This is a genomic window from Pseudomonas sp. FSL W5-0299 (assembly GCF_005930655.1).
Classification (GTDB): domain Bacteria; phylum Pseudomonadota; class Gammaproteobacteria; order Pseudomonadales; family Pseudomonadaceae; genus Aquipseudomonas; species Aquipseudomonas mandelii.
Genome location: NZ_RXHX01000039.1, coordinates 1 through 22,945 on the forward strand (window position 1 = coordinate 1; position 22,945 = coordinate 22,945).

General features: G+C 59.7%; 20 protein-coding genes. 12 read left to right on the forward strand and 8 right to left on the reverse strand.

The features are described from left to right. Positions 1 to 194 precede the first annotated feature (194 nt). Complete coding sequence (locus FHL16_RS28795) at positions 195 to 1,013, reverse strand: shikimate 5-dehydrogenase (protein WP_010458672.1); 819 nt, start codon at positions 1,011 to 1,013, stop codon at positions 195 to 197. Between the two features lie 245 nt (positions 1,014 to 1,258). Between FHL16_RS28795 and FHL16_RS28800 the strand changes: the two genes are divergently transcribed. From FHL16_RS28800 to FHL16_RS28810, 3 genes are all read left to right on the forward strand, one after another. After that, positions 1,259 to 1,624: a hypothetical protein gene (locus FHL16_RS28800; protein ID WP_010458670.1), complete on the forward strand. Its 366-nt coding sequence runs from the start codon at positions 1,259 to 1,261 to the stop codon at positions 1,622 to 1,624. Between the two features lie 235 nt (positions 1,625 to 1,859). Continuing rightward, positions 1,860 to 2,054 carry a hypothetical protein gene (locus FHL16_RS28805; RefSeq protein ID WP_003179723.1) on the forward strand — a complete coding sequence of 65 codons (195 nt, stop codon included), beginning with the start codon at positions 1,860 to 1,862 and terminating at the stop codon, positions 2,052 to 2,054. Between the two features lie 100 nt (positions 2,055 to 2,154). Continuing rightward, positions 2,155 to 2,337, forward strand: coding sequence for a hypothetical protein (locus tag FHL16_RS28810; protein ID WP_010458664.1), 183 nt, complete (start codon positions 2,155 to 2,157; stop codon positions 2,335 to 2,337). Here FHL16_RS28810 and FHL16_RS28815 read toward each other — a convergent pair. Then, positions 2,334 to 3,395 (reverse strand): AI-2E family transporter, encoded by a 1,062-nt coding sequence (locus FHL16_RS28815; RefSeq protein ID WP_077749986.1) that lies wholly within the window; start codon positions 3,393 to 3,395, stop codon positions 2,334 to 2,336. The genes FHL16_RS28810 and FHL16_RS28815 overlap by 4 nt on opposite strands. Positions 3,396 to 3,559: 164 nt before the next feature. Between FHL16_RS28815 and trhP the strand changes: the two genes are divergently transcribed. After that, positions 3,560 to 4,882, forward strand: a complete 1,323-nt coding sequence (gene trhP / locus FHL16_RS28820; RefSeq protein ID WP_010458660.1) for a prephenate-dependent tRNA uridine(34) hydroxylase TrhP — start codon at positions 3,560 to 3,562, stop codon at positions 4,880 to 4,882. A gap of 33 nt (positions 4,883 to 4,915) precedes the next feature. On the opposite strand, the gene FHL16_RS28825 is transcribed toward trhP, so the two are convergent. Continuing rightward, entirely contained in the window at positions 4,916 to 5,779 is an 864-nt protein-coding gene (locus FHL16_RS28825) for a LysR substrate-binding domain-containing protein (protein ID WP_077749988.1), read from the reverse strand. Between the two features lie 96 nt (positions 5,780 to 5,875). Between FHL16_RS28825 and FHL16_RS28830 the strand changes: the two genes are divergently transcribed. Next, positions 5,876 to 6,781: a DMT family transporter gene (locus FHL16_RS28830; protein WP_077749989.1), complete on the forward strand. Its 906-nt coding sequence runs from the start codon at positions 5,876 to 5,878 to the stop codon at positions 6,779 to 6,781. Positions 6,782 to 6,867: 86 nt separating this feature from the next. Then, entirely contained in the window at positions 6,868 to 8,301 is a 1,434-nt protein-coding gene (locus tag FHL16_RS28835) for a hypothetical protein (protein WP_138739091.1), read from the forward strand. A 31-nt stretch (positions 8,302 to 8,332) separates the two neighbouring features. Here the strand turns inward: FHL16_RS28835 and FHL16_RS28840 are convergent, their stop codons facing one another. Next, a complete protein-coding gene (locus FHL16_RS28840) occupies positions 8,333 to 8,563 on the reverse strand; it encodes a hypothetical protein (RefSeq protein ID WP_010458652.1) in 231 nt (76 codons plus the stop codon). Between the two features lie 92 nt (positions 8,564 to 8,655). Further along, a complete protein-coding gene (locus FHL16_RS28845; RefSeq protein WP_077749992.1) occupies positions 8,656 to 9,369 on the reverse strand; it encodes a FadR/GntR family transcriptional regulator in 714 nt (237 codons plus the stop codon). 281 nt (positions 9,370 to 9,650) lie between these two features. On the opposite strand from FHL16_RS28845, the gene FHL16_RS28850 reads away from it, so the two are divergent. After that, the gene (locus FHL16_RS28850; protein ID WP_077749993.1) at positions 9,651 to 10,997 is read left to right on the forward strand and encodes an MFS transporter; all 1,347 of its coding nucleotides are present in this window, start codon (positions 9,651 to 9,653) and stop codon (positions 10,995 to 10,997) included. 24 nt (positions 10,998 to 11,021) lie between these two features. Continuing rightward, on the forward strand, positions 11,022 to 12,365 hold the full coding sequence (gudD, locus tag FHL16_RS28855; RefSeq protein WP_010458646.1) for a glucarate dehydratase: 1,344 nt from the start codon (positions 11,022 to 11,024) through the stop codon (positions 12,363 to 12,365). Between the two features lie 130 nt (positions 12,366 to 12,495). Here gudD and FHL16_RS28860 read toward each other — a convergent pair whose 3' ends face one another. Then, complete coding sequence (locus FHL16_RS28860; RefSeq protein WP_010458644.1) at positions 12,496 to 13,374, reverse strand: LysR family transcriptional regulator; 879 nt, start codon at positions 13,372 to 13,374, stop codon at positions 12,496 to 12,498. A 160-nt stretch (positions 13,375 to 13,534) separates the two neighbouring features. Between FHL16_RS28860 and ampC the strand changes: the two genes are divergently transcribed. Next, positions 13,535 to 14,701 (forward strand): class C beta-lactamase, encoded by a 1,167-nt coding sequence (gene ampC / locus FHL16_RS28865; protein ID WP_077749994.1) that lies wholly within the window; start codon positions 13,535 to 13,537, stop codon positions 14,699 to 14,701. 78 nt (positions 14,702 to 14,779) lie between these two features. Here the strand turns inward: ampC and FHL16_RS28870 are convergent, their stop codons facing one another. Then, positions 14,780 to 15,157: a DUF6124 family protein gene (locus FHL16_RS28870; protein WP_077749995.1), complete on the reverse strand. Its 378-nt coding sequence runs from the start codon at positions 15,155 to 15,157 to the stop codon at positions 14,780 to 14,782. Positions 15,158 to 15,571: 414 nt separating this feature from the next. Here FHL16_RS28870 and FHL16_RS28875 point away from each other — a divergent pair, with 414 nt between their 5' ends. The 3 genes from FHL16_RS28875 to FHL16_RS28885 all read left to right on the forward strand — a co-directional run bounded on the left by FHL16_RS28875 (position 15,572) and on the right by FHL16_RS28885 (position 22,099). Continuing rightward, positions 15,572 to 16,195: a response regulator transcription factor gene (locus FHL16_RS28875; RefSeq protein ID WP_077749996.1), complete on the forward strand. Its 624-nt coding sequence runs from the start codon at positions 15,572 to 15,574 to the stop codon at positions 16,193 to 16,195. 3 nt (positions 16,196 to 16,198) lie between these two features. After that, entirely contained in the window at positions 16,199 to 19,774 is a 3,576-nt protein-coding gene (locus tag FHL16_RS28880) for an ATP-binding protein (RefSeq protein WP_077749998.1), read from the forward strand. Positions 19,775 to 19,870: 96 nt separating this feature from the next. Next, on the forward strand, positions 19,871 to 22,099 hold the full coding sequence (locus FHL16_RS28885) for an autotransporter outer membrane beta-barrel domain-containing protein (RefSeq protein WP_077749999.1): 2,229 nt from the start codon (positions 19,871 to 19,873) through the stop codon (positions 22,097 to 22,099). A 177-nt stretch (positions 22,100 to 22,276) separates the two neighbouring features. Here FHL16_RS28885 and FHL16_RS28890 read toward each other — a convergent pair whose 3' ends face one another. Then, a complete protein-coding gene (locus FHL16_RS28890) occupies positions 22,277 to 22,840 on the reverse strand; it encodes a DUF4174 domain-containing protein (RefSeq protein ID WP_077750000.1) in 564 nt (187 codons plus the stop codon). Positions 22,841 to 22,945: the final 105 nt, after the last annotated feature.

The window sequence follows — 22,945 nt, forward strand, 5'->3', positions numbered from 1 at the left end:
TTGGGGCGGCAAGTCTTTGCTGGCGGGGAGTATAGGCGGCAGATGCACTTGAGAGACCGAGTTGCGCCCATCGCGAGCAGGCTCGCTCCCACAGGGTTTTCTGTCGGACACAAAAAATGTGTACGACGCCAATCCACTGTGGGAGCGAGCCTGCTCGCGATGAGGCCGATACAGCCAACCAATAATCTGAAGGATCAACCGCGAGCAAACTCCACCGCTTTCTTGAACTGCTCATCCGTCGGCCGCACGCCGGTGTACAGGACAAACTGCTCCAGCGCCTGGATCGCGATCACTTCCAACCCGGTAATGACGCGTTTGCCCTCGGCGCGACCGCGCACGATCAGCGGTGTTTCCGAGGGAATCGCCACCACATCGAAGACAGTTTCGGCAGCCGCGATGGTTTCAGCGTCGAACGCCAGTTGATCGGCCTCGGGACCGCCGCTCATGCCGATCGGCGTGACGTTGATCAACATCTGCGGACGCTGAGAGCCCAGTTCCGCCTGCCACTGATAGCCCAGTGATTCAGCCAACGCCCGCCCGGCCTGTTCGTTACGGGCCACGATCACGCCGTTTTGATAGCCGCCATCACGCAAGGCACTGGCCACGGCTTTGGCCATGCCGCCGCTGCCGCGCAGGGCAAAGGTCGATTCCTTCGGCACCTGATGGGTTTCAAGCAGCTGGGCGATGGCGATGTAATCGGTGTTGTAGGCTTTGAGATGGCCATGGGTGTTGACGATGGTATTGATCGATTGAATGGCCGCTGCGGACGCGTCCAGCTCATCGACCAGCGCAATGCAGGCCTCCTTGAACGGCATCGACACGCCGCAGCCACGAATACCCAGCGCACGAATGCCGCCAACGGCACCCGGCAGATCCTGACTGCTGAACGCCTTGTAGTAAAAATTCAGGCCCAACTGTTCATACAGATGATTGTGAAACCGCAGGCCGAAATTGCCGGGACGCCCGGAAAGCGACATGCACAGCTGGGTGTCTCGGTTGGGGTTCATCTGCATGAAATATCTCCTTCATAAGCACTTTCAGATGGACGGGATGAGCCATTCCATCGAATTCTGATCGATCATAACGGCGTGCCCGCGCAGGGTGGCAGCGGCCGTAAAGAAGCCGGTACAGACCTTACACAAAATTTACCCAACGGCTGTGCTGATTTTCAAAAAAACGCTGTCTTAGAGGTATCCCCGCGACGATCCTTGGGTCTATTGCAGACGCAAGCGCCGGGTCGAAGAACCGAGGAATTATCATGATCCGTAAAATCCCCACAGTTGCCTTGCTGCTCGGTGCTCTTGCTATCACAGGGCAGGCAGAGGCTGGCGGCGGTCACGGTTGGCAGGGTCCAGCGGTATTTGGCGCGATCGTTGGTTCGGCAATCGTCGGCTCGGCCATCATCAACAGCAACCGACCGGTGTATGTACAGCAACCGGTCTACGCCCAGCCTCAGCCGGTTTACATACAACAGCCACCACCGGTTTATTACCAGCCTGCGCCGGTCTACGTGCAGCAACCGGTCTACTACGCACCACCGCCGGTTTACTACGGCCCGCCCCGTGGTTATTACGGTCCGCCGCGCGGTTACTACGGCCATCCCCACGGTTATGGCCGCTGGTAACAGACTCATCAGGCCCCGCCTAATCAGCGGGGCTTTTTTGTGACCGTTCGTCGGCGAAGGTCTGGAAAAATCGCGCCAATGTCGCTGTGGAGACAGTGTGGACGGTTCAAGTTGGCAAGATTGACTCGACCGCCCTTCCCCCGACTTGGGAAAAACGGTCATATTTATGTCATGTCAGGTCCGCAAGCTTGGATCTGTGCGTAAACAACAGGTTGATAAAAACAAGGACGACCTCATGCCCACGCAAAACCCGCACCGCATTGTCGGCTTGTGCACTTCCAGCAAGGTGTACAACGCTTTGACCGAACTCAAGCACCTGGAAGGCCATCGCAGTGCCAAGTTTCTTTCGCTGCTGGCCGAAAACCTGGTGCGCAAAGGCCTGCTCAACGAGCAGGAAGTGGTCCATATGCTTGACCTGGTGGTCGACTGAACTCAACACTCACTGGCGTCAATGACGACTATCGAAAGTGTTGATTGTCCGTTCGCGAGGCAGGTCCGTAAGGTAGCTCCATCGATTGATGGAGGTATTTATGTCCCAGGTTCAGATCATGTCCGTAATTGGCAGCGCCGTTCCCGCACCGCTCAGAGAGCTAGGATTGCTCGCCTGTTGGTATCTGGTGCAGGACGGCGAACCGATCAGCGGACCGCTCACTTCGCTGCCGGCCGCCAAGGCACTGTCGCAACAAATCGGCCAGGGGCAGCTCAGCGCTTAAGGCAGCTGCACCCTTGGTTTGGTTTCGATGAAGATCGCCCAGCTCGACATGAACAGCGCTGCAATCAGCGGCCCGATGACAAAGCCGTTCAGGCCGAAAATGGCCAGACCGCCAAGGGTCGAGATGAGGATCAGATAGTCCGGCATCTTCGTGTCCTTGCCCACCAGGATCGGGCGCAGCACGTTATCCACCAGGCCGATCACAAAAACCCCGAACAACCCCAGCACCACCCCTTGCCAGATCGCCCCTGTGAACAGGAAGAACGCCGCCACCGGTGCCCAGACAATCCCGGCCCCCACGGCTGGCAACAGCGATAGAAACGCCATCAATACCGCCCAGAGCAACGCGCTCGGGATGTCCAGAAACCAGAAAATCAAACCGCCCAATGCGCCCTGCGTAATCGCCACCAGCAGGTTGCCCTTTACGGTCGCCCGCACCACACGGTTGAACTTCAGCTGCAAACGGCGTTTCTGGTGCTCCTGCAACGGGACGGCGGAGCGAACTTTACGCGCCAGTTCCGCACCGTCTCGCAGGAAGAAGAACAGCAGGTAGAGCATGATGAAAAAACCCACCACAAAATCGAACGTGCCCTGACCGAAACTGAAGACTTGCGTGGCGACAAACTCATTGCCCGTCACCGCACTCTTGATGATTTTCTCCCGCAGCCCGTCCAGCTCGCCGAGCCCGGCCCGATCCAGCAAATGCTGGAAGTACGGCGGCAGGCTGTGTTTGAAATGCGTCACATACCCCGCGATGTCCAGCTCGCCGCTTTCGATGCTCTTGTACAGCGCAGCCCCTTCCTGAACCAGCAAGATGCTGAGGATAATCACCGGCAGGATCGCGATTACCAGGCAGATGCTCAGGGTGAGCAACGACGTCAGGTTGCGCGGCCAGCTGAACTTCAGTTGTATCCGGCGTTGCAGCGGCGCGAACAGAATCCCGAGGATCACCGCCCAGAACACCGCGCCGTAGAACGGCAGCAAAATCCAGATAAAGGCGGCGGTGACCACCCCGAGCAAGATCACCAGCGATTTGTTGTGTACCGTCTGTTCGTTCATGTCCGATCCATGTCAGTGCGCTCTCGTATTGAAGAGCCGTGCTGATGCTTAGTCCGCCACGGTTCGCGCGAGTGCCATCCGTTTGTTCATCAAGCATAGATCCAGATCAATGAACCTCGCGGGCAAGGCGATTACCCTCGCGGACTTTTGCGATCGACACTGCCATGACGCTCCTTGCCCCAGAACTGCTCGCTCCCGCCGGCACCTTGAAAAACATGCGATATGCCTTCGCCTACGGTGCCGATGCGGTCTACGCCGGCCAGCCGCGTTACAGCCTGCGGGTGCGCAACAACGAATTTGACCACGCCAATCTCGCGCTCGGCATCAAAGAGGCACAGGCCCAAGGCAAGCGCTTCTATGTGGTGGTGAACATTGCGCCGCACAACGCCAAGCTCAAGACCTTCCTCAACGACCTGGCCCCCGTGATTGCCATGGCCCCGGACGCGCTGATCATGTCCGACCCGGGCCTGATCATGCTGGTACGCCGACACTTCCCGCAGATGCCGATTCACCTGTCGGTACAAGCCAACACGGTGAACTGGGCCAGTGTCGAGTTCTGGCAGCAACAGGGCTTGAGCCGGATCATCCTGTCCCGGGAACTGTCGTTGGAAGAAATCGCCGAAATCCGCCAGCACGTCCCGGCGATGGAGCTGGAGGTCTTTGTCCATGGCGCGCTGTGCATGGCCTATTCCGGCCGCTGCCTGTTATCGGGCTACATGAACAAGCGCGACGCCAATCAGGGCAGTTGCACTAACGCCTGTCGCTGGAAGTATTCGGCGACGCAAGCCACGGAAAATCAGCTCGGTGAAATCGTTCAGCAATTCCAGCCCGAGCCGACCCTGGGCATCGGCGCGCCGACCGATCAGGTGTTCCTGTTGCAGGAAGCCAATCGCCCGGACGAACTGATGCCGGCCTTCGAGGACGAGCACGGCACCTACATCATGAACGCCAAGGACCTGCGCGCCGTGCAACATGTCGGGCGGCTGACGCAGATGGGCGTGCACTCGCTGAAGATCGAAGGCCGGACCAAATCGCACTTCTATTGCGCACGCACCACGCAGGTCTATCGCCGGGCGATTGATGATGCCGTGGCCGGCCGCGAATTTGATCGCAGCCTGATGACGGATCTGGAGTCCCTGGCCCAGCGCGGCTACACCGAAGGCTTCCTGCGCCGGCATGTGCATGACGAATACCAGAACTATCAGCACGGCAGCTCGGTTTCAGAGCGCCAGCAGTTTGTCGGCGAGTTGACCGGCGAGCGCCGTGATCGCCTGGCGCAGGTAAAGGTCAAGAACCGGTTCAGCCTGGGCGATCACATGGAGCTGATGACACCCCAGGGTAATTTCCACTTCGATCTGCATCAGTTGCAGAACATCAAAGGTGAAGCGATCGAAGTGGCGCCGGGGGATGGGCATACGGTGTATGTGCCGATTCCGGATGCGGTGGATTTGAAGTTCGGGTTGTTGATGCGGGATGTGGGCGTGTAGATCCGTACCAAAGATCGCCGTCTGCGCCCGCGCCTACGCAAACTCCTCACGCAACATCGCCACAAACGCTTCCCGCGCCGGGTGAACCCCGGCGTTTTCATGCCAGTAAAACAGGTTGTCGATCGCCGTCAGCTCAGGGAACTCAAACCCCGCGCACCCCGCCCCTTTGGCGTACTGGTCAAACACCCCTTTGGGCACCAGCGCGACGCCGGCCCCGGCGCTGACACACCCGACTATCGCGCCATAACTGGCCAAACTGACAATCGGCAGCGCCTGCCCCTGCCGCAACAACCAGTGCTCCAGCGCCGCCCGGTAAGGACAGCCTTGCGGCCACATGAATACGGTCTTGTCCTGCAAGTCGGCGATATCGCGCACCGGCCCCAGGGATGTCGAGGCTATAAGCAGCAGCTCTTCGCGGTACATCGGCGTGCGCTTGAGCAGCGAGCGCTCGACATCCACCGCGACGATCGCGCCGTCGAGCCGATGATTGAGGGTGTCATCGAGCAGTTGGCTCCAGGTTCCGGTGGTCAGTTCCAACGCGACGCCAGGATATCGCTTGTGAAACTTGGCCAGCAGACGCGGCAGGCGACCGGTGGCCGAGGATTCGATGGCGCCGATGCGTAGCGGGCCGGACGGTTCGGCCGAAGGGTCCACCGCCCGTTTGGCTTCAACAGTCAGCGCCAGAATTTTCGAGGCGTATGACAGAAACGTCTGGCCCGCCGGGCTGATACGCAAGCCTCGGCCCTCGCGTAGAAACAGCGCCACCCCCAACTCGGCTTCCAGCGACTTGATGCGTGCCGTGATGTTCGACGGCACGCAATGCAACAGCTCCGCCGCCCGGGCGATGCTGCCGACCTCGGCAACGGTCTTGAACATGCGAATTTGCGCCAATTCCATACATCACCCAAAGTGAACAGTTGTTGCAGTATAAGTCAGTTGTTGCGAATGATCAGACTTCTGATACTCGGTGCATCAACCCACCGGGAATCGACCATGAAGCCCTCCACGCACACCCTGAAAATTCTCCTGGCCATGGCGTTTGTCGTCGCCTGCTGGGGCTTCTCACCGACCGGCATCCACATCGGCTTGCAGGCGTACGACCCCGGCCACTTGGCGCTGCTGCGCTTTCTGATCGCATCGGTGTTCCTGGCGGTCGTCGCCGCCTTCAAAGGCATCAGTCTGCCGAAGCTTGGCGATCTGCCGTTACTGTTCGTCCTTGGTTTTTTTGCCGTGAGCCTTCACCACGTCGCCTTGAATATCGGCCAGCAAAATGTCAGCGCCGGCGCCTCCAGTGTGCTGGCGCAATCGACCCCGTTGTTCAGTACCTTGCTGGCGCGTTTCGTGTTCAAGGACCGGGTCAGCGCCTGGCGCTGGGGGTGTGTCTTGTTGGGATTGATCGGCGTGGTGATTGTGGTGGCCGGTGATCGAGGGCTGGGCAGCATGGATGCGCACGGGTTGCTGATCTTGCTGGCGGCGGTGTCGTGGAGTTTCTACTTCGCCTTGCAAAAGCATCATTGCGCTCGCTACAACGGGTTGACGCTGGTCTGCTACACGGTCTGGTCGGGCACGGCGCTGTTGCTGATTTACCTGCCGGGGCTGGCCGGCAAAGTCGCCAGCGCGCCGATGCAGGTGCAAATGACCGTGGTTGCCTTGGGCGTGTTTCCCAGCGCCCTCGCCTACCTGGCCTGGGCATTTGTACTGGCCCACATCGATTTGAGTCGCGCGACCATGACGCTGTATCTGATTCCGCCCACCGCCATGGCGATTGCAGCGTTTGCCTTGGGCGAGCAGCCAACGTTGATGGTCGGGATAGGTGCGATGGTGGTGCTGATCAGCGTGCTGGCGTTGAATCTGGAGCGGCGTTCCGCCGTCATCGCGGCGCCGCCCGCCCGGCCATGACTGCACGCCATGCGAATTAAAGAATCGCCTGGCGATGCCGACGTCCTCTGTTCACATGAACGTGACGCTATCGCCTGGAAATGCTTATGAACCGTTTCGCTGCTGCCTGTGTGCTAGGGATATTGTCCGGTTGCGCCAGCCCGCCACCCGCGACTCCCGCCACACCTCCCTACCGGCAGCCGGTACTGACGGTGCAAGAAGTGTTCAAGAAAACGCCACTGGAAAACTCGGTGATGCGTAACGGCGATACCCTCAGCTTTCAAGTCCACACACCGGCTTACACTCGCGATGGTTTACCGAGCGTTGTACAGCTGCAAGCGGACTGCAAGGTGCCCGATGTCAAACTACTGTTCCTCGACAACTTCCCCATCGCGACGACGGATGGCAGCCACCAACACACACCGCTGACCGTACTGATTCCCAAGGAACTGGCAACCGAACTGGCCAGCAAGCCGCACTTCAGCGAAGCCTGTTCGCGCACCGCAGCGTCAGACTGGCGCATTGTCCATCGCACTGAAGCCGCTCGCTGGGTGATGATCGACGTCAACAGCCTGAAAATCGAGGGCAACGTCAGGCGGTTCTGGGGCGGATTCGACGAACCCGTGCTGCTCACCGACAAGCCCAACCTGCAACTGTTCGGACAGACTCGCGAGCGCTACGAAGTCGATTGCGCACGCAAGACCTATCGAGTGTTGAGCTCATTCCAGCTTGGCCCGAATGATCGGGTGTCCATGGGCGGGGTACTGAACAACCCGTCGCAGGCCTTCGCCCAAGGCAGCGCGGACACCCAGACCTTGCTGAGCGCTGCGTGCACCGCACCCTCGCAGCGCTCGACACTGCCTGCGTATGTCGCCCGCGCCAAACTTCCGCTGAGCTACCAGATAGAACCTGTGTCCGCTTCGGTATTGAAGGCCATCACCGATTTAAAGCTTGCGCCGCCCACCCGGACACTCAAGCGCACGGTGTCGAAGATCAATAACACGCACTTTTATTTTTCAAACTCAAGCACGGAAAATGCGCTGGTGTTCGACACCGACGCTCAGAGCGGACAATTGCGCGAGCGCCGGGAACAGGCTCCCGTCGGCCGGTACATCGTCAGTTTCAGGGGCTTGTTGCCACTGGCAGAACAATACTCGCTGACAGAGAGCAAGCGAAACAGACCACCGTTATCCACCGTCACCGACACTCAGCAATTGAGTTTCACCGGCGATTGGCAACGCATGCCGGTGGGTGCGTCACTGGAAATGCGTGCCAGCAAACGGGAACGAAGCACCCTCGACGGCGAAACAATGAAACGGGAAAGTGTGCAATGCACCGTGCAGCGTGTGCTCGACGCAGCCCAGGTCAACAGCGAACTGAAAGGCCCCGCCAAAGAACTGCGCTGTCAGTTTGACCTTGGCCAGAAGCTCAAACGTGACAGCAAGATTTTCTACCTTGAAGACTACGCCTACTTCTTTGTGTCCTCGTCCAAGTTAGGGGGCACCGAGAGTCGAGTCAGGCTGGTCAAGGTCGAACAGTAAAGAAAAACCCGGCACAGTGGCCGGGTTCTTTTTATCGCCTGTCATCGGACAAAGGGGTTGGCTCATCCGCCGGCGGTACGTCCTCGTCAGCAGCCGGATCCTTCCAGTCTTCAGGTCGATCGGCGTCTGCGGCCGCCGGGTCCAGTGAAGGGTCCCTGCCAGGCGGAGCATCGTCATCCAGCGTCGGCTCGTCAGTGCCGGGCATGGGTCTGGTGGGGTCGGTATTGGGTGTTCCACCCTGGAGCATTGAGTCGTTTGCCATGACGCACCTCACTGATGAGGTCCAGCAAATCTGGGCCGTACTCGTTGGAAGCGGGCGCGGGGATGGCGTGCTATCGAGTAGACAAGCGGTCGTCAGGCACCGGCCAAAAACCGGTCGCGGCTGTTGGTCAGGTGCAGCCACATGGCGGCCCGCGCAGCGTCCGGATCCTGGCGTTTGATCGCGTTGAGAATTGCCTCGTGCTCGAGGTTCGCCAATTGCCCCAACTTACTCAAATCCGCCGCGCCACGTTCGGCGGCATTGACCCGGGTCCGGGGAATCATGGCGTTGCCCAGGTGCTGCATGATTTCGGTGAAGCACACATTGCCGGTGGCTTCGGCGATCAGCAGGTGGAAGCGCTTGTCGGCCTCGACGCAGCTGTCGTTGTTGGCGAGCAGGCTCTGATAGTCGTCGAGCGCTTCGCGCATCTGCATCAACTGCTGATCGGTGCGACGGCTCGCCGCCAGCGCGGCGGCCTGGGTTTCCAGGCCCATGCGCAACTCCAGAATGCTGCGCACTCCCAGCGCGGTATCGACATTCAATCGCAGCCCCTGCTCCGGCGCGCGCTCCAGCACGAAGGTGCCGATGCCGTGACGGGTTTCCACCAGGCCTGAGGCCTGCAACTTCGAGATCGCCTCACGCACCACCGTGCGGCTGACCCCGTGCTCCTGAACAATCGTGTTCTCCGACGGCAGCTTGTCTCCCGGCAACATCTGCCCGAGCAAGATGCTCTGGCTCAGTTTGGCCACCAGGTCATGGGCCAGGTTGTGGGTGCGCTTGCGGGCAGGCGCGTCGAGGTCTTCTTGCATGGCGATCATCCGGAAGCAGGGCTAACGGAATCGTAGCACTGCGCTCAGCTGGAATCCCAAGAAAACCATGACCAACTTGTATGACAACACTCAACAATCAGCTAAAAACGACCGTTATTTAAGGTGCCATCCACCAGCAAAAAAGTTAATTCAGCGAAAATAAACGCCATTTTATTAGGTCAGACTGCTTGCAGGACAAAAAAATGTAGTTGTATGATGTCTATCAACACAGCAACATCCAGCCACACCCCGCATAAAAATAATCAGTGGGAGAAAACCAAGTGAATACCTCCATATACGGGATGCACGAGGGCGCCGATTCGGTCCTGAAGTCCGCCATCTCGAAAGTGAAACGCCATGTCCTACCGCTCTTCGTCATCATGTTCATCGTCAATTACATAGACCGCGTGAACATCGGCTTCGTCCGCGCCCACATGGAGCAGGACCTGGGCATCGGAGCTGCCGCCTACGGCCTCGGCGCCGGCCTGTTCTTCATCGGCTATGCGCTGTTCGAAGTCCCCTCCAACATGCTTCTGCAAAAAGTCGGTGCCCGCATCTGGCTGACCCGCATCATGCTGACCTGGGGCCTGGTCGCCGCCGGCATGGCCTTCATCCAGAACGAAACCCACTTCTACATCCTGCGGTTCCTGCTGGGCGTGGCTGAAGCCGGGTTCTTTCCCGGGGTGATCTATTACTTCACGCGCTGGTTGCCTGGCGTCGAGCGTGGCAAAGCGATTGCCATTTTCCTCAGCGGTTCGGCCATTGCCTCGCTGATCTCCGGCCCGCTGTCCGGTTTGCTGTTGCAGATCAGCGGATTCGGGATGCATGGCTGGCAGTGGATGTATTTCATCGAGGGGATGTTTTCAGTCGGGCTATGCGTATTTGTGTGGTTCTGGCTGGACTCCAAACCCCACGACGCCAAATGGCTGACCCGTGCCGAGCAAGATGCGCTGGTCAAGGCCATCGATGACGAACAACTGGCCCGGGAAGCAGCGACACCGATCAAGCCGTCGTTGGGCACGTTGCTCAAAGATCGCCAGATCATCCTGTTCTGCCTGATCTACTTCTTCATCCAATTGACCATTTATGCCGCGACCTTCTGGCTGCCGAGCATCATCAAAAAGATGGGCGACCTCAGCGACATTCAGGTCGGGCTCTTCAACTCGATCCCGTGGTTGCTGTCGATCGTCGGCATGTACGCCTTCGCTTCGCTGTCGGCGAAATGGAAACACCAGCAGGCCTGGGTCGCCGCTGCCCTGCTGATCGCGGCTGCCGGAATGTTCATGTCCACCACGGGCGGGCCGATCTTTGCCTTCGTGGCGATCTGCTTCGCGGCGCTGGGCTTCAAGTCGGCCTCGTCGCTGTTCTGGCCGATTCCTCAGGCTTATCTGGATGCGCGAATCGCGGCGGGCGTCATCGCGCTGATCAACTCGGTGGGCAACCTTGGCGGCTTCGTGGCACCGACCACGTTCGGTCTGCTGGAAGAACATACCGGGTCGATTCAGGGCGGGCTGTATGGCCTGGCCGCGACATCGATCATCGCCGCGATCATCGTCTTCGCCGCGCGCAACACACCGAAAACCGCACCCGCCGTTGCCTTGGGCAAACCAGCGCCCAATCACGCCTGAATCTCTGTGTTGAAGGACAAGACAATGAACCCACAAGACACCGCCAAAGCCCCGATCATCACCAGCATGCAAGTGGTGCCGGTGGCCGGTCATGACGGCATGTTGCTCAATCTGAGCGGCGCCCACGGCCCGTTTTTCACCCGCAATATCGTGATTCTCAAGGACAACGCCGGGCACACCGGGGTCGGCGAAGTGCCGGGGGGCGAGCGCATTCGCCAGACGCTGGAAGATGCACGTTCGCTGGTGGTCGGCAGTCCGATTGGCACGTATCAGAAGATCCTCAATCAGGTGCGCCAGACCTTTGCTGACCGTGATGCTGGCGGTCGCGGTTTGCAGACGTTTGACCTGCGCATCACCATTCACGCGGTCACGGGCCTGGAAGCCGCCCTCCTCGACTTGCTCGGCCAGCATCTGGACGTGCCGGTTGCGGCCCTGCTCGGTGAAGGCCAGCAACGTGACGAAGTGAAGATGCTCGGTTATCTGTTTTATGTCGGTGACCGCAATGAAACCGACCTGCCCTATCGCAGCGAACCGGAGGCCGACAATGACTGGTTTCGCGTGCGCCACGACAAAGCCATGACCGCCGATGCCGTGGTGCGCCTGGCCGAGGCCGCGCACGCCCGTTACGGCTTCAAGGACTTCAAACTCAAGGGTGGCGTGCTCAGCGGCGACGCGGAAATCGAAGCCGTCACCGCGCTGGCCGAACGCTTTCCCGATGCGCGCATTACCCTCGACCCGAATGGTGCGTGGTCACTCAAGGAAGCCATTCGACTGTGCCGCGACCAGCATCACGTACTCGCTTATGCCGAAGACCCATGCGGGGCGGAAAACGGGTATTCGGGGCGAGAAGTCATGGCTGAGTTCCGCCGTGCCACGGGCCTGAAAACCGCGACCAACATGATCGCCACCGACTGGCGGGAAATGGGCCACGCCATCCAGTTGCAATCGGTGGATATTCCGCTGGCCGACCCGCATTTCTGGACGATGCAGGGTTCGGTTCGCGTGGCGCAGATGTGCCACGAATGGGGCCTGACCTGGGGTTCGCACTCCAATAACCACTTCGACATTTCCCTGGCCATGTTCACCCATGTCGCCGCGGCTGCGCCGGGTGAAATCACGGCCATCGACACCCACTGGATCTGGCAGGACGGTCAGCGCCTGACCAAGGCTGCGCTGCAAATCGTCGGGGGGTGCGTGCAGGTGCCGAAGAAGCCCGGGTTAGGGGTTGAGCTGGATCTGGATCAACTGGCCAAGGCTCATGAGTTGTACAAAGGCATGGGACTGGGCGCCCGGGATGACAGCGTGGCGATGCAATTTCTGATTCCGGGGTGGAAGTTCGATAACAAGCGGCCGTGCCTGGTGCGCTAAACCCTCGCAGCACCAAAAATCCCCTGTAGGAGTGAGCCTGCTCGCGATGAGGCCATAACATTCAACCTCATCGTTGACTGTTACACCGCCATCGCGAGCGGGCTCACGCCTGCAGGGGAAATGGTATTCGTCAGTGTGTCCTGGCCGCTTGCAGCAGCCACTCCTTGAACATCGTCATCGCCGACGTTTCAGGGCGCGACTGCAAGCGGGTCAGCCAATAGCTGCCGGTGGTGATACCGATGTCGAATGGTTGCTCGATCGCCCCCGCCGCCAGTTGCCGGGCGAACATCAGCGGCGGCGCCAAGGCAATGCCGGCGCCTTGTAGCGCCGCCTCCATCATGGCCAGCGAGGAGTCGAAGACGATGCTCCTAGGCGCCGGCGTATTGGCCGGTAACCCGGCGGCCAGAAACCACTCGGGCCACTCGTCCGTGCGATAGGAACGCAACAGCGTCTGCTTGAGCAAGTCCGCAGGTTCTTGCAACTGCCCGGCTATTTCCGGGACGCAGAGCACCGACAACGGCGCCTCGATCAGCTTTGACGCCTCGATCCCGTGCCATGCGCCGGCGCCAAACCGGATGGCGTAATCCAGGCCCTCGGCAGCCACGTCCACCCGATTGTTGTTAGTCGACAGGCGCAAATCTATGAATGGATGTTTCGACTGGAAGTCCGCCAGTCGCGGCAACAGCCAACCCACCGCAAAGGTCCCCACGGCACCCACGGTCAACACTTCACGAAAATGCCCGCCCTCGAAACGTTCAAGGGTTTCGGCAATCCGGTCAAAGGACTCGCGCAACACAGGCAGCAAGGTTTCGCCTTCACTGGTCAGCATCAGGCCGCGGGGTAAGCGTTTGAACAGCGTTACGTTAAGCTGGGCTTCAAGGCTTTTGACTTGATGGCTGACCGCCGCCGGCGTGACAAACAACTCCACCGCTGCCCGAGTAAAGCTCAAATGGCGTGCGGAAGCCTCGAAGGCCCGCAATGCGTTCAGCGGCAGATGAGGACGAATCATGCCCACTCCCAAATTTTTCTAATGGCTAACCCGAAATATCGTCGTTTGTCGATTTTCGCCCGACTGCCTAGATTTGGCGCGCCCATCAGCCGTCCGGTGTTGGATCCGGACGGAGTGTAGCGGTTAAAGTAATGGCAACTCATGGAGAGTGATTCCAATCATGTTCAAATTTCAACTGCCAAGACTGGCGTCCCTCAGCGCTTTCGCCCTGTTCCTCGGCGCAAGTCACTGTATGGCCGCAACAAAATCCGACGATCAGCTCGACGCCTTGGTGAAAGCCGCCATCGGGCCGGTCATGCAACAACAGAATATCCCTGGCGTCGCGGTTGCGATCACCTTAAAGGGTCAGCAGCATTACTTTAATTACGGCATGGCGTCGAAAGAGGACGGTAAACCCGTCAGCAAAGACACGCTGTTCGAAATCGGCTCCGTGAGTAAAACCTTTGCCACCGCGTTGACGGCTTACGCCCAGGCGAGCGGCAAACTGTCTTTGTCTGACCGGGCCAGCCAGGTGTGGCCTGATCTGCGCGGCAGTGCATTCGACACCATCAGCGTGTTGCAACTCGCCACTTACACCGCTGGCGGGTTGCCGCTGCAGTTTCCTGACGAGGCCGATCATCCAGACAAAATGCTCGCCTACTTCAAACAGTGGAAGCCCGTTTATGCCGCAGGCACCCACCGCCAGTATTCGAACCCCAGCCTTGGGCTGTCCGGTTATCTGGCGGCCAAAAGCATGGGCCAGCCGTTCGATGAGCTGATGGAAAAAAACCTGCTGCCCAAACTCGGCCTCAAGCACACCTATCTCAAGGTGCCGCAGGATCAGATGGGGCTTTACGCCCAGGGTTACGGCAAGGATGGCAAACCGGTGCGGGTGAGCCCGGGAGCGCTGGATTCGGAGGCGTATGGGGTGAAAACCAGCGCGGCGGATTTGCTTCGTTATGTTGAAGCGAACCTGAAACCGGCGACGCTGGAGAAGCCATTGCAACAAGCGATCGCCCTCACTCACAGCGGTTACTACACCGTGGGCGAGATGACGCAGGGCTTGGGCTGGGAGCACTACCACTATCCGGCCAGCCTCGAAACGTTACTGAGTGGCAACTCGACGGAGATGGCGATGGAGGCGCACAAAGTCCAGTGGCTGAACCCGCCACAACCTGCGCAAGACGCGGCATGGTTCAACAAGACCGGGTCGACGGGTGGTTTCGGCGCGTATGTCGCGTTCGTGCCTTCGGAAGACATCGGTATCGTGATTCTGGCGAACAAGAATTACCCGAACGCCGAGCGAATCAAGATCGCTCACAACATAGTGAGTGCCCTTACCGAGTAATCCTCACCACAGGGGTCAATGCTGGCAATAAAAATGGGCGACCTCTTTGGGGTCGCCCATTGTCGTTATTACGTCGGCTCAGTGCCGAGTCGGCGCTGGAGCGTCAGGCGCATCGTTCCTCGGATCAAGATTGTCCCGAGCCTGAGCCACCAACAACTCTGCAATCCCCGCCAACTGCTGAATCGCCCCCAGCATCACCCTGTTCGAGCCATCCAGCTTGACGGCAAAATTCACAAGCACCGCATTCAGCGACGCAAGGGTTTCGTTGGCCTGATGCAAGAGCGTGAGGGTGTCGACGCCCGGGGCAACAGACAAGATCTGGTTGATCGGGACGGAACGTCTGGGCTTGCGCACTCGAATGCGGGTGTCGTGCTCGGTCGTGTCGCCCGCCCGGACAAGCTTCAGGTGAGTGGCATCGGTTGGGCGTTGCGGATCATTTTTGCCGAACTTCTTCATAGACGAGGCTCCTTTCTGGCCATTGGTTATTTCGTCCCTGGATCCCTCTGTGTTGCGGACTCCCACGTCCGACCGCAATGGTTGCGGTGGCTGACGAAGGCTAACGGCGCGCTCTGACAGAAACCAGTTCATGAAGTCCGATAGGACTTGCAGGAAATTTCCGAGACCAATGAAATCAGGCCCCCAGCGGTACACGCGGTTTTTATAGCCGCTGTGGAGGATCGATTTGAACCCGATTGTCGACCAATGCAAAACCTGTGGTGCTGCACAATGGCGCCCTCGTTAAAGATTACATACCCCACCCAAACCAAGTAGCATCGCCCTCTTTTTTCTCACCCCACCACCACGCATCAGCCCTCCATACCGCTTATCTGCGACAGGACTATGCTGAATCAGAGCATTAAGGGCTGACCCATGAAAGTACTGTTGGTCGATGATCACGCTGTGGTGCGCATGGCAATCGGGATGATTCTGGCCCGTGAGGGCCATGAGATTGTCGGTGAGTGCGACAACGGTGTAGACGCCCTCAGCAAGGCATTCGAGCTGAAGCCGGATGCCATTGTGCTGGACCTCGACATCCCGCGACTCGACGGCATGGCGGTCATTGACCGGCTGCGCATCGGCGGCAGCCAGGCCCATGTGCTGGTGCACACCGGGCTGAGAAGCCAGGCCTACGCGGCGCAGTGCCTGCGGGCCGGCGCATCGGGCTTTTTGTCGAAAATCGATGATCCGGCAGAAATCGTCGCCGCGCTCAAAGCCGTGGCCAGCGGCAAGACGTGGTTTCCGGTCAGCACGTTCGATTCGGTGCGCAAAAGCGATTTCGCCCACAACGATGCGCAGCTCCTGAGCGCCGTTACCCGCCGTGAACTCAAAGTGCTGCACGGTCTGGCACTGGGCAAGAGCAACAAGGAAATCGCCGACGACATGCTGCTCAGCAACAAGACGGTCAGCACCTATAAAACCCGCCTGATGGAAAAGCTCAACGTCTCGACGCTGCTGGAGCTGATCGAATTTGCCAAACGCAATGATCTGGTCTGACTCATGACCGCGATCCGCCGAGTGCTGCTGGGCGTGCTGATGCTCCTGTCCTATAGCGCGTGCGCAGAACCGCTTTCATTGCTCAGCCGCGCCGCGGACAGCAGCGTCGCGCTCACACTCACGGCCGCGCAACGCCAGTGGCTCCATCAAAATGCCGTGCTGCGGGTTGGCGTGTATCTGCCCGACCGGCCGCCGCTGGATATCACCGCCAATCAAAAGGATTACGAAGGCCTCTCCGCCGATTACCTCGACGTGCTGGCCCGTGGGCTCGGTGTACGTTTGCAGGTTAATCGCTATGCCAGCCAGGAACAGGCGCTGGCCGCGCTGCAACAGGGCGAAGTCGATCTGGTGCCGCGAATCAATCACCTCGAAGCCGTCCGTGCCGATCTGCTGCTGAGTGCACCTTACGCCTACGACCAGGCGGTGTTGATCAGCAAGTTCGGTACGCACTGGCCCGCAGACCACCCCCCGGCCGGCACTACCGTATTGTTCGATCCCGACTGGATTCAGCGGGAACGGGTTGCCTCATTGTTCCCGCAGTTGCAGGTCGAGTCGGTGCACTCGACCGATGAAGGTTTGGGCCGGGTTGCCTATGGCGAAGGAATGGTGCTGCTCACCGACGCCATTTCCGCGCAGTACCTGGTGGAGCGCAGCTATCAGCAAAGCCTTAAGCAGACGATCCAGCGCGACTCCGAAGGCCTGGGCTTCAGCTTTGCGGTACAGCGCGGGAACACGCCGTTGCGCACGCTGCTCAACAGTGCCCTGGCAAACATTTCCCCCCAGGAACGCGGCGTGATGGCCCGGCGCTGGGGCATCGGCGCCAATCCAAGGCTGGGTTACAGCCGTCTGCAATTGACGCCGGTGGAACAGCAATGGATCAAGGATCACCCGCAGATCGACGTGCTGGCCAATGACTTGTATTCGCCCTTCAGCTTTTTCGACGCGGAAGGTCAACTCCGCGGTATGGCGGCGGACTTGCTGGAACTGATCAATGACCGAACGGGGCTGGTGTTCCGTCCGAGCAAAATCACTTCCGTCGATGCCATGACCAGCCGGGCACAACGGGACCCGGTCAGCATCATTGCCGCGCTGACCTACAGTGAACGCCGCGAACCCGGCCTGATGTTCTCCCGCCCCTACGTGATCAACCCCTTTGTGCTGGTGACACGCACGCAACCCGAGCATTCGGGCCTGACGGGCATGAAAGGCCGGCCAGTCGCGCTCGTCAAAGGCTCGGCCGCCGCCAACTGGCTGGAACGCGAGTGGCCGGACATTCAACAGGTCTCAGTGGACGCGCCCATCGAGACGTATGAATTGCTCGCTGAAGGCCGGGTCGAGGGCGTCATCCAGCCGCAACTGGGCGCGACGTACCTGATCGACCGTTTTTTCCGTGGCCGACTGCAAATCGACTCGGTGATCGGCTCCCAACCCGCGCTGATCGGCTTTGCCACCGGGCATCAGAATGCCGAACTGGTCTCGATCCTCAACAAGGCCCTGCTCGATATCCGTCCCGAGAAGTTCAGCGACCTGGCCAACCGCTGGCAGAACCCGCAGGAGAGCCAGGGCGGCTGGAGCGCTTACAAAAGCTGGTTCTATAAAGCGGTGCTGGGGCTACTGGTGGTAGTGCTGGCGATCCTGGCATGGAACCGCGGCTTACGCCGGCAAATCGCCGAACGTCAGAAAGCGCAAAAAGCCCTGAATGACCAACTGGAGTTCATGAAAGTGCTGGTGGACGGCACGCCGCATCCGATTTACGTGCGCGACCGCCAAGGCTTGCTGCTGACCTGCAACCGCGCCTACCTGCAAGTGATGGAAATCGAACTGGAGCAGGTGCAGGGCAAAGGCCTGATCGAAGCAAACATTCTTGCCCCCGACGACGCCTGGAGCTACAAGCGCATTCATCGCGCGACGCTCGACAGCGGCGAGCCGTCCTTCGACAACTTCACCATGACCGTCAACGGCAAGACGTACCACATTTACCACTGGGCCCTGCCCTACCGCGATTCCGACGGCACCATGACCGGGGTGATCGGCGGCTGGATCGACCTTACCGAACAGCAGCATTTGCAGCACGCACTGCATCAGGCCAAGGACCTGGCAGAAGCAGCCAACCGGGGCAAGAGTCACTTCCTCGCGGTGATGAGCCATGAGATCCGCACGCCGATGAGCGCCTTGATCGGCGTGCTCGAACTGATGCGCGACCATCGCTCCGACGCGCAGCTGATCGACATCGCACAAAAGTCCGCGAGCGGCATGATGGAGCTGATCGGCGAAATTCTTGATCTGTCGAAAATCGAATCCGGCAAGTTCGAGCTGCGCAGCGGCACCTGCCATCCCGAGCGATTGGTCAGCACGGTGATTCAGAGTTTCGCCAGCCTTGCGCAGCAGAAAAACGTCGCGCTGGAATTCATCAACCAAGGGCTCGATACCGCAGTGGAGCTGGACTCGCTGCGGTTCCGGCAGATTGCGTCCAACCTGATCAGCAACGCGATCAAATTCACTCCGCAAGGTTCGGTAATGGTACAGCTGTTGATTGAACCGCAAGGCGACCTCGCCCACGTGCGCCTGAGTGTTCAAGACACCGGTGTCGGCATGGATGATAAACAGCGCGAGCGGCTGTTCCAGCCCTATACCCAGTTCGCATCCAGCGACAGCGAGTTGCAGATCGGTACGGGGCTGGGCCTGGCGATCTGTCAGCAATTGACGCAGTTGATGGGCGGGCGACTGAGCTGCGTCAGCGCGCCGGGACAAGGCTCGTGTTTTACCCTGGAACTCGACGCGGACCTGGCGCCTGACGACGCCCCGGCGCCTTTGGACAGCACTGAACACCTGGCACCGCTGCCAGCGCGCGATATCCTGATCGTCGAAGATCACGAGTTCAACCGCGTGGTGCTGCAACGTCAACTGGAGTCGCTGGGCATGCGCGTGACGTGCGCCGAGAACGGGCTCGAGGGATTGCGGGTGTGGGACCGGGAAATCTTCGACTACGTGATCACCGACTGCAACATGCCACAAATGAGCGGCGACCAGATGACCCGCCAACTCAGGTCGGTCGAGGCCCGGGAAGGACGAACTGCAACCCATGTGGTCGGACTGACGGCCAATGCTCAGCCTCAGGAAATCCAGCGCTGCCTGGATGCCGGCATGAACGACTGCCTGTTCAAACCCGTCACCCGCTCGGCGCTTGAGCGCTATCTTCGCCAGGTCGAACAAGTGCAACAGGCGGCGGCCCCCTGCTTCGATATCTCGAAGGTCAGCGATATTACGGCGGGTGATGCGGCCATGACTCGCCAGTTGCTGGCCACGGTGCTGCGCACTAATCAGGAAGACTTCGACGCCATGCAGGCGCTGTATGCCGCTGGCGATTACAGCGCCATGGGGCGGCGCAGTCACAAGATCCTCGGCAGCGCGCGGATCATCCACGCGGCGCCGCTGATCAGCGCTTGCGAGGAACTGGAGCAGGCGTGTGGCCAGTCGATTCCGCTAGACGCCCTGAGTCGCCTGCATCAGGCCTTTGCCGAGCAGATGCAACGCCTGCAAAACAGCCTTCAAGAGCACCTCAACGGTCGACTTTTGTAGGACGCGTCCTACAAAAAGATAGGAAGTGCCTGCGTTATCCGCCTCGCCCACACCCGGAGAATCCGCGGCTCATTTCCATGCAGTCGGCGGATCGTTATGTTTACTTTTGGTGTACCGTTTTCTCGTGTCTCCCTGTCCGGGGCATTGTTGATGCTGGGCTGCGCGCCTGCCGGCGCCTTTGCTGCCAGCTGCGACTCGCTCAACTGCCTGACAACGCCTCAGGCCAATGTAGCGGTGAACGATGGCTCGACGATTTACGTCGGTACGGGCGGCACTCTGACCGATAGCACCGTGAGCAATGGGTTCATCCAACTTCTGGACGGCGGGCGCGCGAACGGCACCACAGTCGATGGCAGTGGAAGGCTGAGTGTCTATGACTCTGCGGCGGCATTCAGCACCGTCGTTGAAAACGGCACCATGGTCGTCGTCGGTTCAGCCACAGCCCTGCGCACCATCGTCAACGACGGCAACCTGGAGGTGGCGCAGAACGCGGTGGTCAGTGATACCCAGCTCAAAGGCGGCACTATGTGGGTGTATACCGATGCCACCGCCAAGAACACTTTCGTCAACAACAGTCAGATGACCGTTTACGAAAACGGCAATGCCGACCGCACGACGGTCAATGACGGTGGCGAACTTTCCCTCAGCGAGAACGCCTCGGTCATCAACACCGTGGTCAATCAGGGCGGGATGATGGATAGTGGGGCTGGCCCGCATATCCACTTCACCACCGTCAATCAGGGTGGCCTCATGGTGCTCGGCGACCTGGCCGAAGCCAGTGACACAACGATCAATTCGGGTGGTGTTCTGCGACTCAAGGGTGATGCAGTGCTGGGCGGCGCGAACCATATCGCCGGTCAAGTCACGTTCGCCGATCCGGCCATCAACGGTTTTCACACGCTGACGATTAAAGGCCCGTTGACCGGCAATGGCAGCTTCCTGATGAACACGGACCTGGCCTCACTGCAAGGCGACCTGATCAAGGTGCAAGGGCCGATCAGCGACAGCCACACCCTGGTGGTTGCCGACTCCGGGAACGCGCCGAGCGGCGAGCAGCAGCAACTGATGCTGGTGGATGGCAACGGTGGCAGCGGTGATTTTAAACTCCATGGCGGGACCGTCGATGCCGGCGCCTACCGCTACACCCTGCAACAGCACGACGACGATTGGTTCCTGGCCAAACCAGGCGAAAACACACCTGACCTGGATCCGGTTGATCCGGTAGATCCCATAGATCCGGCAGATCCCGTAGATCCGGTAGATCCGGCAGATCCCGTAGATCCGATCGATACGGTCGATCCAGTGAACCCGGTGACCCCACCCGTCACTGAACAGCCAGACAAGCCAGTCATCGCCCCGCCACCGCAAACGCCGCAACCGATCCAGACTCACCCTGTTCCTCAGGCAAAAGTTCTCAGCAAAGGCGCCAACGCGGCGGTCGCCAGCCACGCCGCCTCCGCTGCGCTGATCGGCGCGCAGATGAATGCGACGACCCAGCATTTGGGCGATCTTCGTTCGGGTAAGGATCAGGGAGGTCTGTGGATCCGTGGCTATGGCACTGAACAACGCCTGGACACAGGTGCCAGTCGCGCGTTCCAGCAACAGGTCAACGGCCTGGAAATCGGCGCCGACACGGCCCTGTCCTTTGCCGACGGTACGCTGTATGTGGGCGGCTTGCTCGGCAAGGGTCAGGCGCGGCAACACTTTGGCGAGGCCAGCAATGGCACGATCGACAGCGCGACGCTGGGGGGTTATGCCGCCTATCTGGACCGCAGCGGGATGTATGTCGATGACGCGCTGAAATACAGCCACCTGAACAATGACGTCGACATCACCAGCAACCTCGGCGACAAGGTCAAGGCGCGCTACAAGAACCACGCCGTGAGTGCTGACGTTCAACTCGGCAAGACTATCGACCTAAGCCAGGGCTGGTTCGTTGAACCCCAAGCGGGGCTGCAGGTAGCGCGCATCAGTGGCGGCAGCTACACGGCGAGCAATGGCCTGAGCGTTAAACAGGATTCGATGGTTTCGCTGCAAAGCCGTGTTGGCGGGGCGTTCGGGCGAAATCTGCAGCCAGGCAATGGCGTTGCGGTGAAACCTTACGTCAAGGCCGCCTGGATCACCGAACATGCAGGTGACAGCACAGTGAACGTCAACGAGGCAAAACTCGACAGCCGCTTGCCGGGTTCACGAGCCGAGGTAGCGGGTGGCGTCACTGTGACGGCGGTTGAAAAACACAACTTCTTCGCCGAAGCGGGCTACACCAAAGGCAACGATATCGAACAGCCTTGGGCGCTGACGGTCGGCTATCGCTACAACTGGTAACGCCCCCAACCCTTGTGCCAAAAGGGCATCCCTGTGGGAGCGGGCTTACCCGCGAAGGAGCTGGCACATCCAACATCAAGGTTGCCTGTCAGACCGCTTTCGCGAGCACGCTCGCGCCCACAGTGGGTGGCGACGTTTACAAGAATCGGAGTCTGCTCACCCGAGGTCAATAGGGATTCAATCGTCAGGCATTTCAGGAGGCTTGGCCGGTTTCGCCGGTTTTCCCGGTTTTGCACCCTTGGCGCCTTTGGCGGCCGGTTCGGCGACGACGGGCGTTGCGACTGTCGGCGGTGCGGCTTCTTTTTCGGCGGCTGGCAAGGCGTCGATGGTGTCGAAAATCTTCTTCAAGTCGACCGACTTTGATTCATCCCCCGAACTCTCGAACTTCTTCTCGCCATCCTTGCCCACCAGGATGACTTTGGGAAACGCCCCCGCGCCGAGTTTCAGCGAGCGGATCAGCGCCATGGTGTCCTGCTGGCCGAGATCCTTGCCGTCGAGCTGACCGAACATGTTCAGCACGGTGTACACCTTGATATTGCGTTGCTTGACGCCATCCTTGTTGGCCGGATCGTCCATCGCCTTTTTCAGGCTCACCCAGACCGGGTCAACGGTACTCGAAGCAATCACAATCAGTGGCCGGGATCTGCCTTTGTCATTGTCCAGCGGTGAGCCGTCTTCGGCGGCGAGCAAGGGGCCGGCGAAAGCCAGCAAGGTAGTCAGGGTCAAAGACCTGATGAGCATGCGCATCTCCTTTTGATATCCACGCTCTAATGATTGCGCATCGCGGTGATCGTTCCGGGTGACGCACCGCAATTGTGTTCCGCCTTGACCAAAGCTTAGGTCAGG

Bases quoted from the DNA above. Each gene is read 5' to 3' on its own strand.
- FHL16_RS28795 (WP_010458672.1), bottom strand. From the start codon at position 1,013: ATGCAGATGAACCCCAACCGAGACACCCAGCTGTGCATGTCGCTTTCC.
- FHL16_RS28800 (WP_010458670.1), top strand. From the start codon at position 1,259: ATGATCCGTAAAATCCCCACAGTTGCCTTGCTGCTCGGTGCTCTTGCT.
- FHL16_RS28805 (WP_003179723.1), top strand. From the start codon at position 1,860: ATGCCCACGCAAAACCCGCACCGCATTGTCGGCTTGTGCACTTCCAGC.
- FHL16_RS28810 (WP_010458664.1), top strand. From the start codon at position 2,155: ATGTCCCAGGTTCAGATCATGTCCGTAATTGGCAGCGCCGTTCCCGCA.
- FHL16_RS28815 (WP_077749986.1), bottom strand. From the start codon at position 3,395: ATGAACGAACAGACGGTACACAACAAATCGCTGGTGATCTTGCTCGGG.
- trhP (WP_010458660.1), top strand. From the start codon at position 3,560: ATGACGCTCCTTGCCCCAGAACTGCTCGCTCCCGCCGGCACCTTGAAA.
- FHL16_RS28825 (WP_077749988.1), bottom strand. From the start codon at position 5,779: ATGGAATTGGCGCAAATTCGCATGTTCAAGACCGTTGCCGAGGTCGGC.
- FHL16_RS28830 (WP_077749989.1), top strand. From the start codon at position 5,876: ATGAAGCCCTCCACGCACACCCTGAAAATTCTCCTGGCCATGGCGTTT.
- FHL16_RS28835 (WP_138739091.1), top strand. From the start codon at position 6,868: ATGAACCGTTTCGCTGCTGCCTGTGTGCTAGGGATATTGTCCGGTTGC.
- FHL16_RS28840 (WP_010458652.1), bottom strand. From the start codon at position 8,563: ATGGCAAACGACTCAATGCTCCAGGGTGGAACACCCAATACCGACCCC.
- FHL16_RS28845 (WP_077749992.1), bottom strand. From the start codon at position 9,369: ATGCAAGAAGACCTCGACGCGCCTGCCCGCAAGCGCACCCACAACCTG.
- gudD (WP_010458646.1), top strand. From the start codon at position 11,022: ATGAACCCACAAGACACCGCCAAAGCCCCGATCATCACCAGCATGCAA.
- FHL16_RS28860 (WP_010458644.1), bottom strand. From the start codon at position 13,374: ATGATTCGTCCTCATCTGCCGCTGAACGCATTGCGGGCCTTCGAGGCT.
- ampC (WP_077749994.1), top strand. From the start codon at position 13,535: ATGTTCAAATTTCAACTGCCAAGACTGGCGTCCCTCAGCGCTTTCGCC.
- FHL16_RS28870 (WP_077749995.1), bottom strand. From the start codon at position 15,157: ATGAAGAAGTTCGGCAAAAATGATCCGCAACGCCCAACCGATGCCACT.
- FHL16_RS28875 (WP_077749996.1), top strand. From the start codon at position 15,572: ATGAAAGTACTGTTGGTCGATGATCACGCTGTGGTGCGCATGGCAATC.
- FHL16_RS28880 (WP_077749998.1), top strand. From the start codon at position 16,199: ATGACCGCGATCCGCCGAGTGCTGCTGGGCGTGCTGATGCTCCTGTCC.
- FHL16_RS28885 (WP_077749999.1), top strand. From the start codon at position 19,871: ATGTTTACTTTTGGTGTACCGTTTTCTCGTGTCTCCCTGTCCGGGGCA.
- FHL16_RS28890 (WP_077750000.1), bottom strand. From the start codon at position 22,840: ATGCTCATCAGGTCTTTGACCCTGACTACCTTGCTGGCTTTCGCCGGC.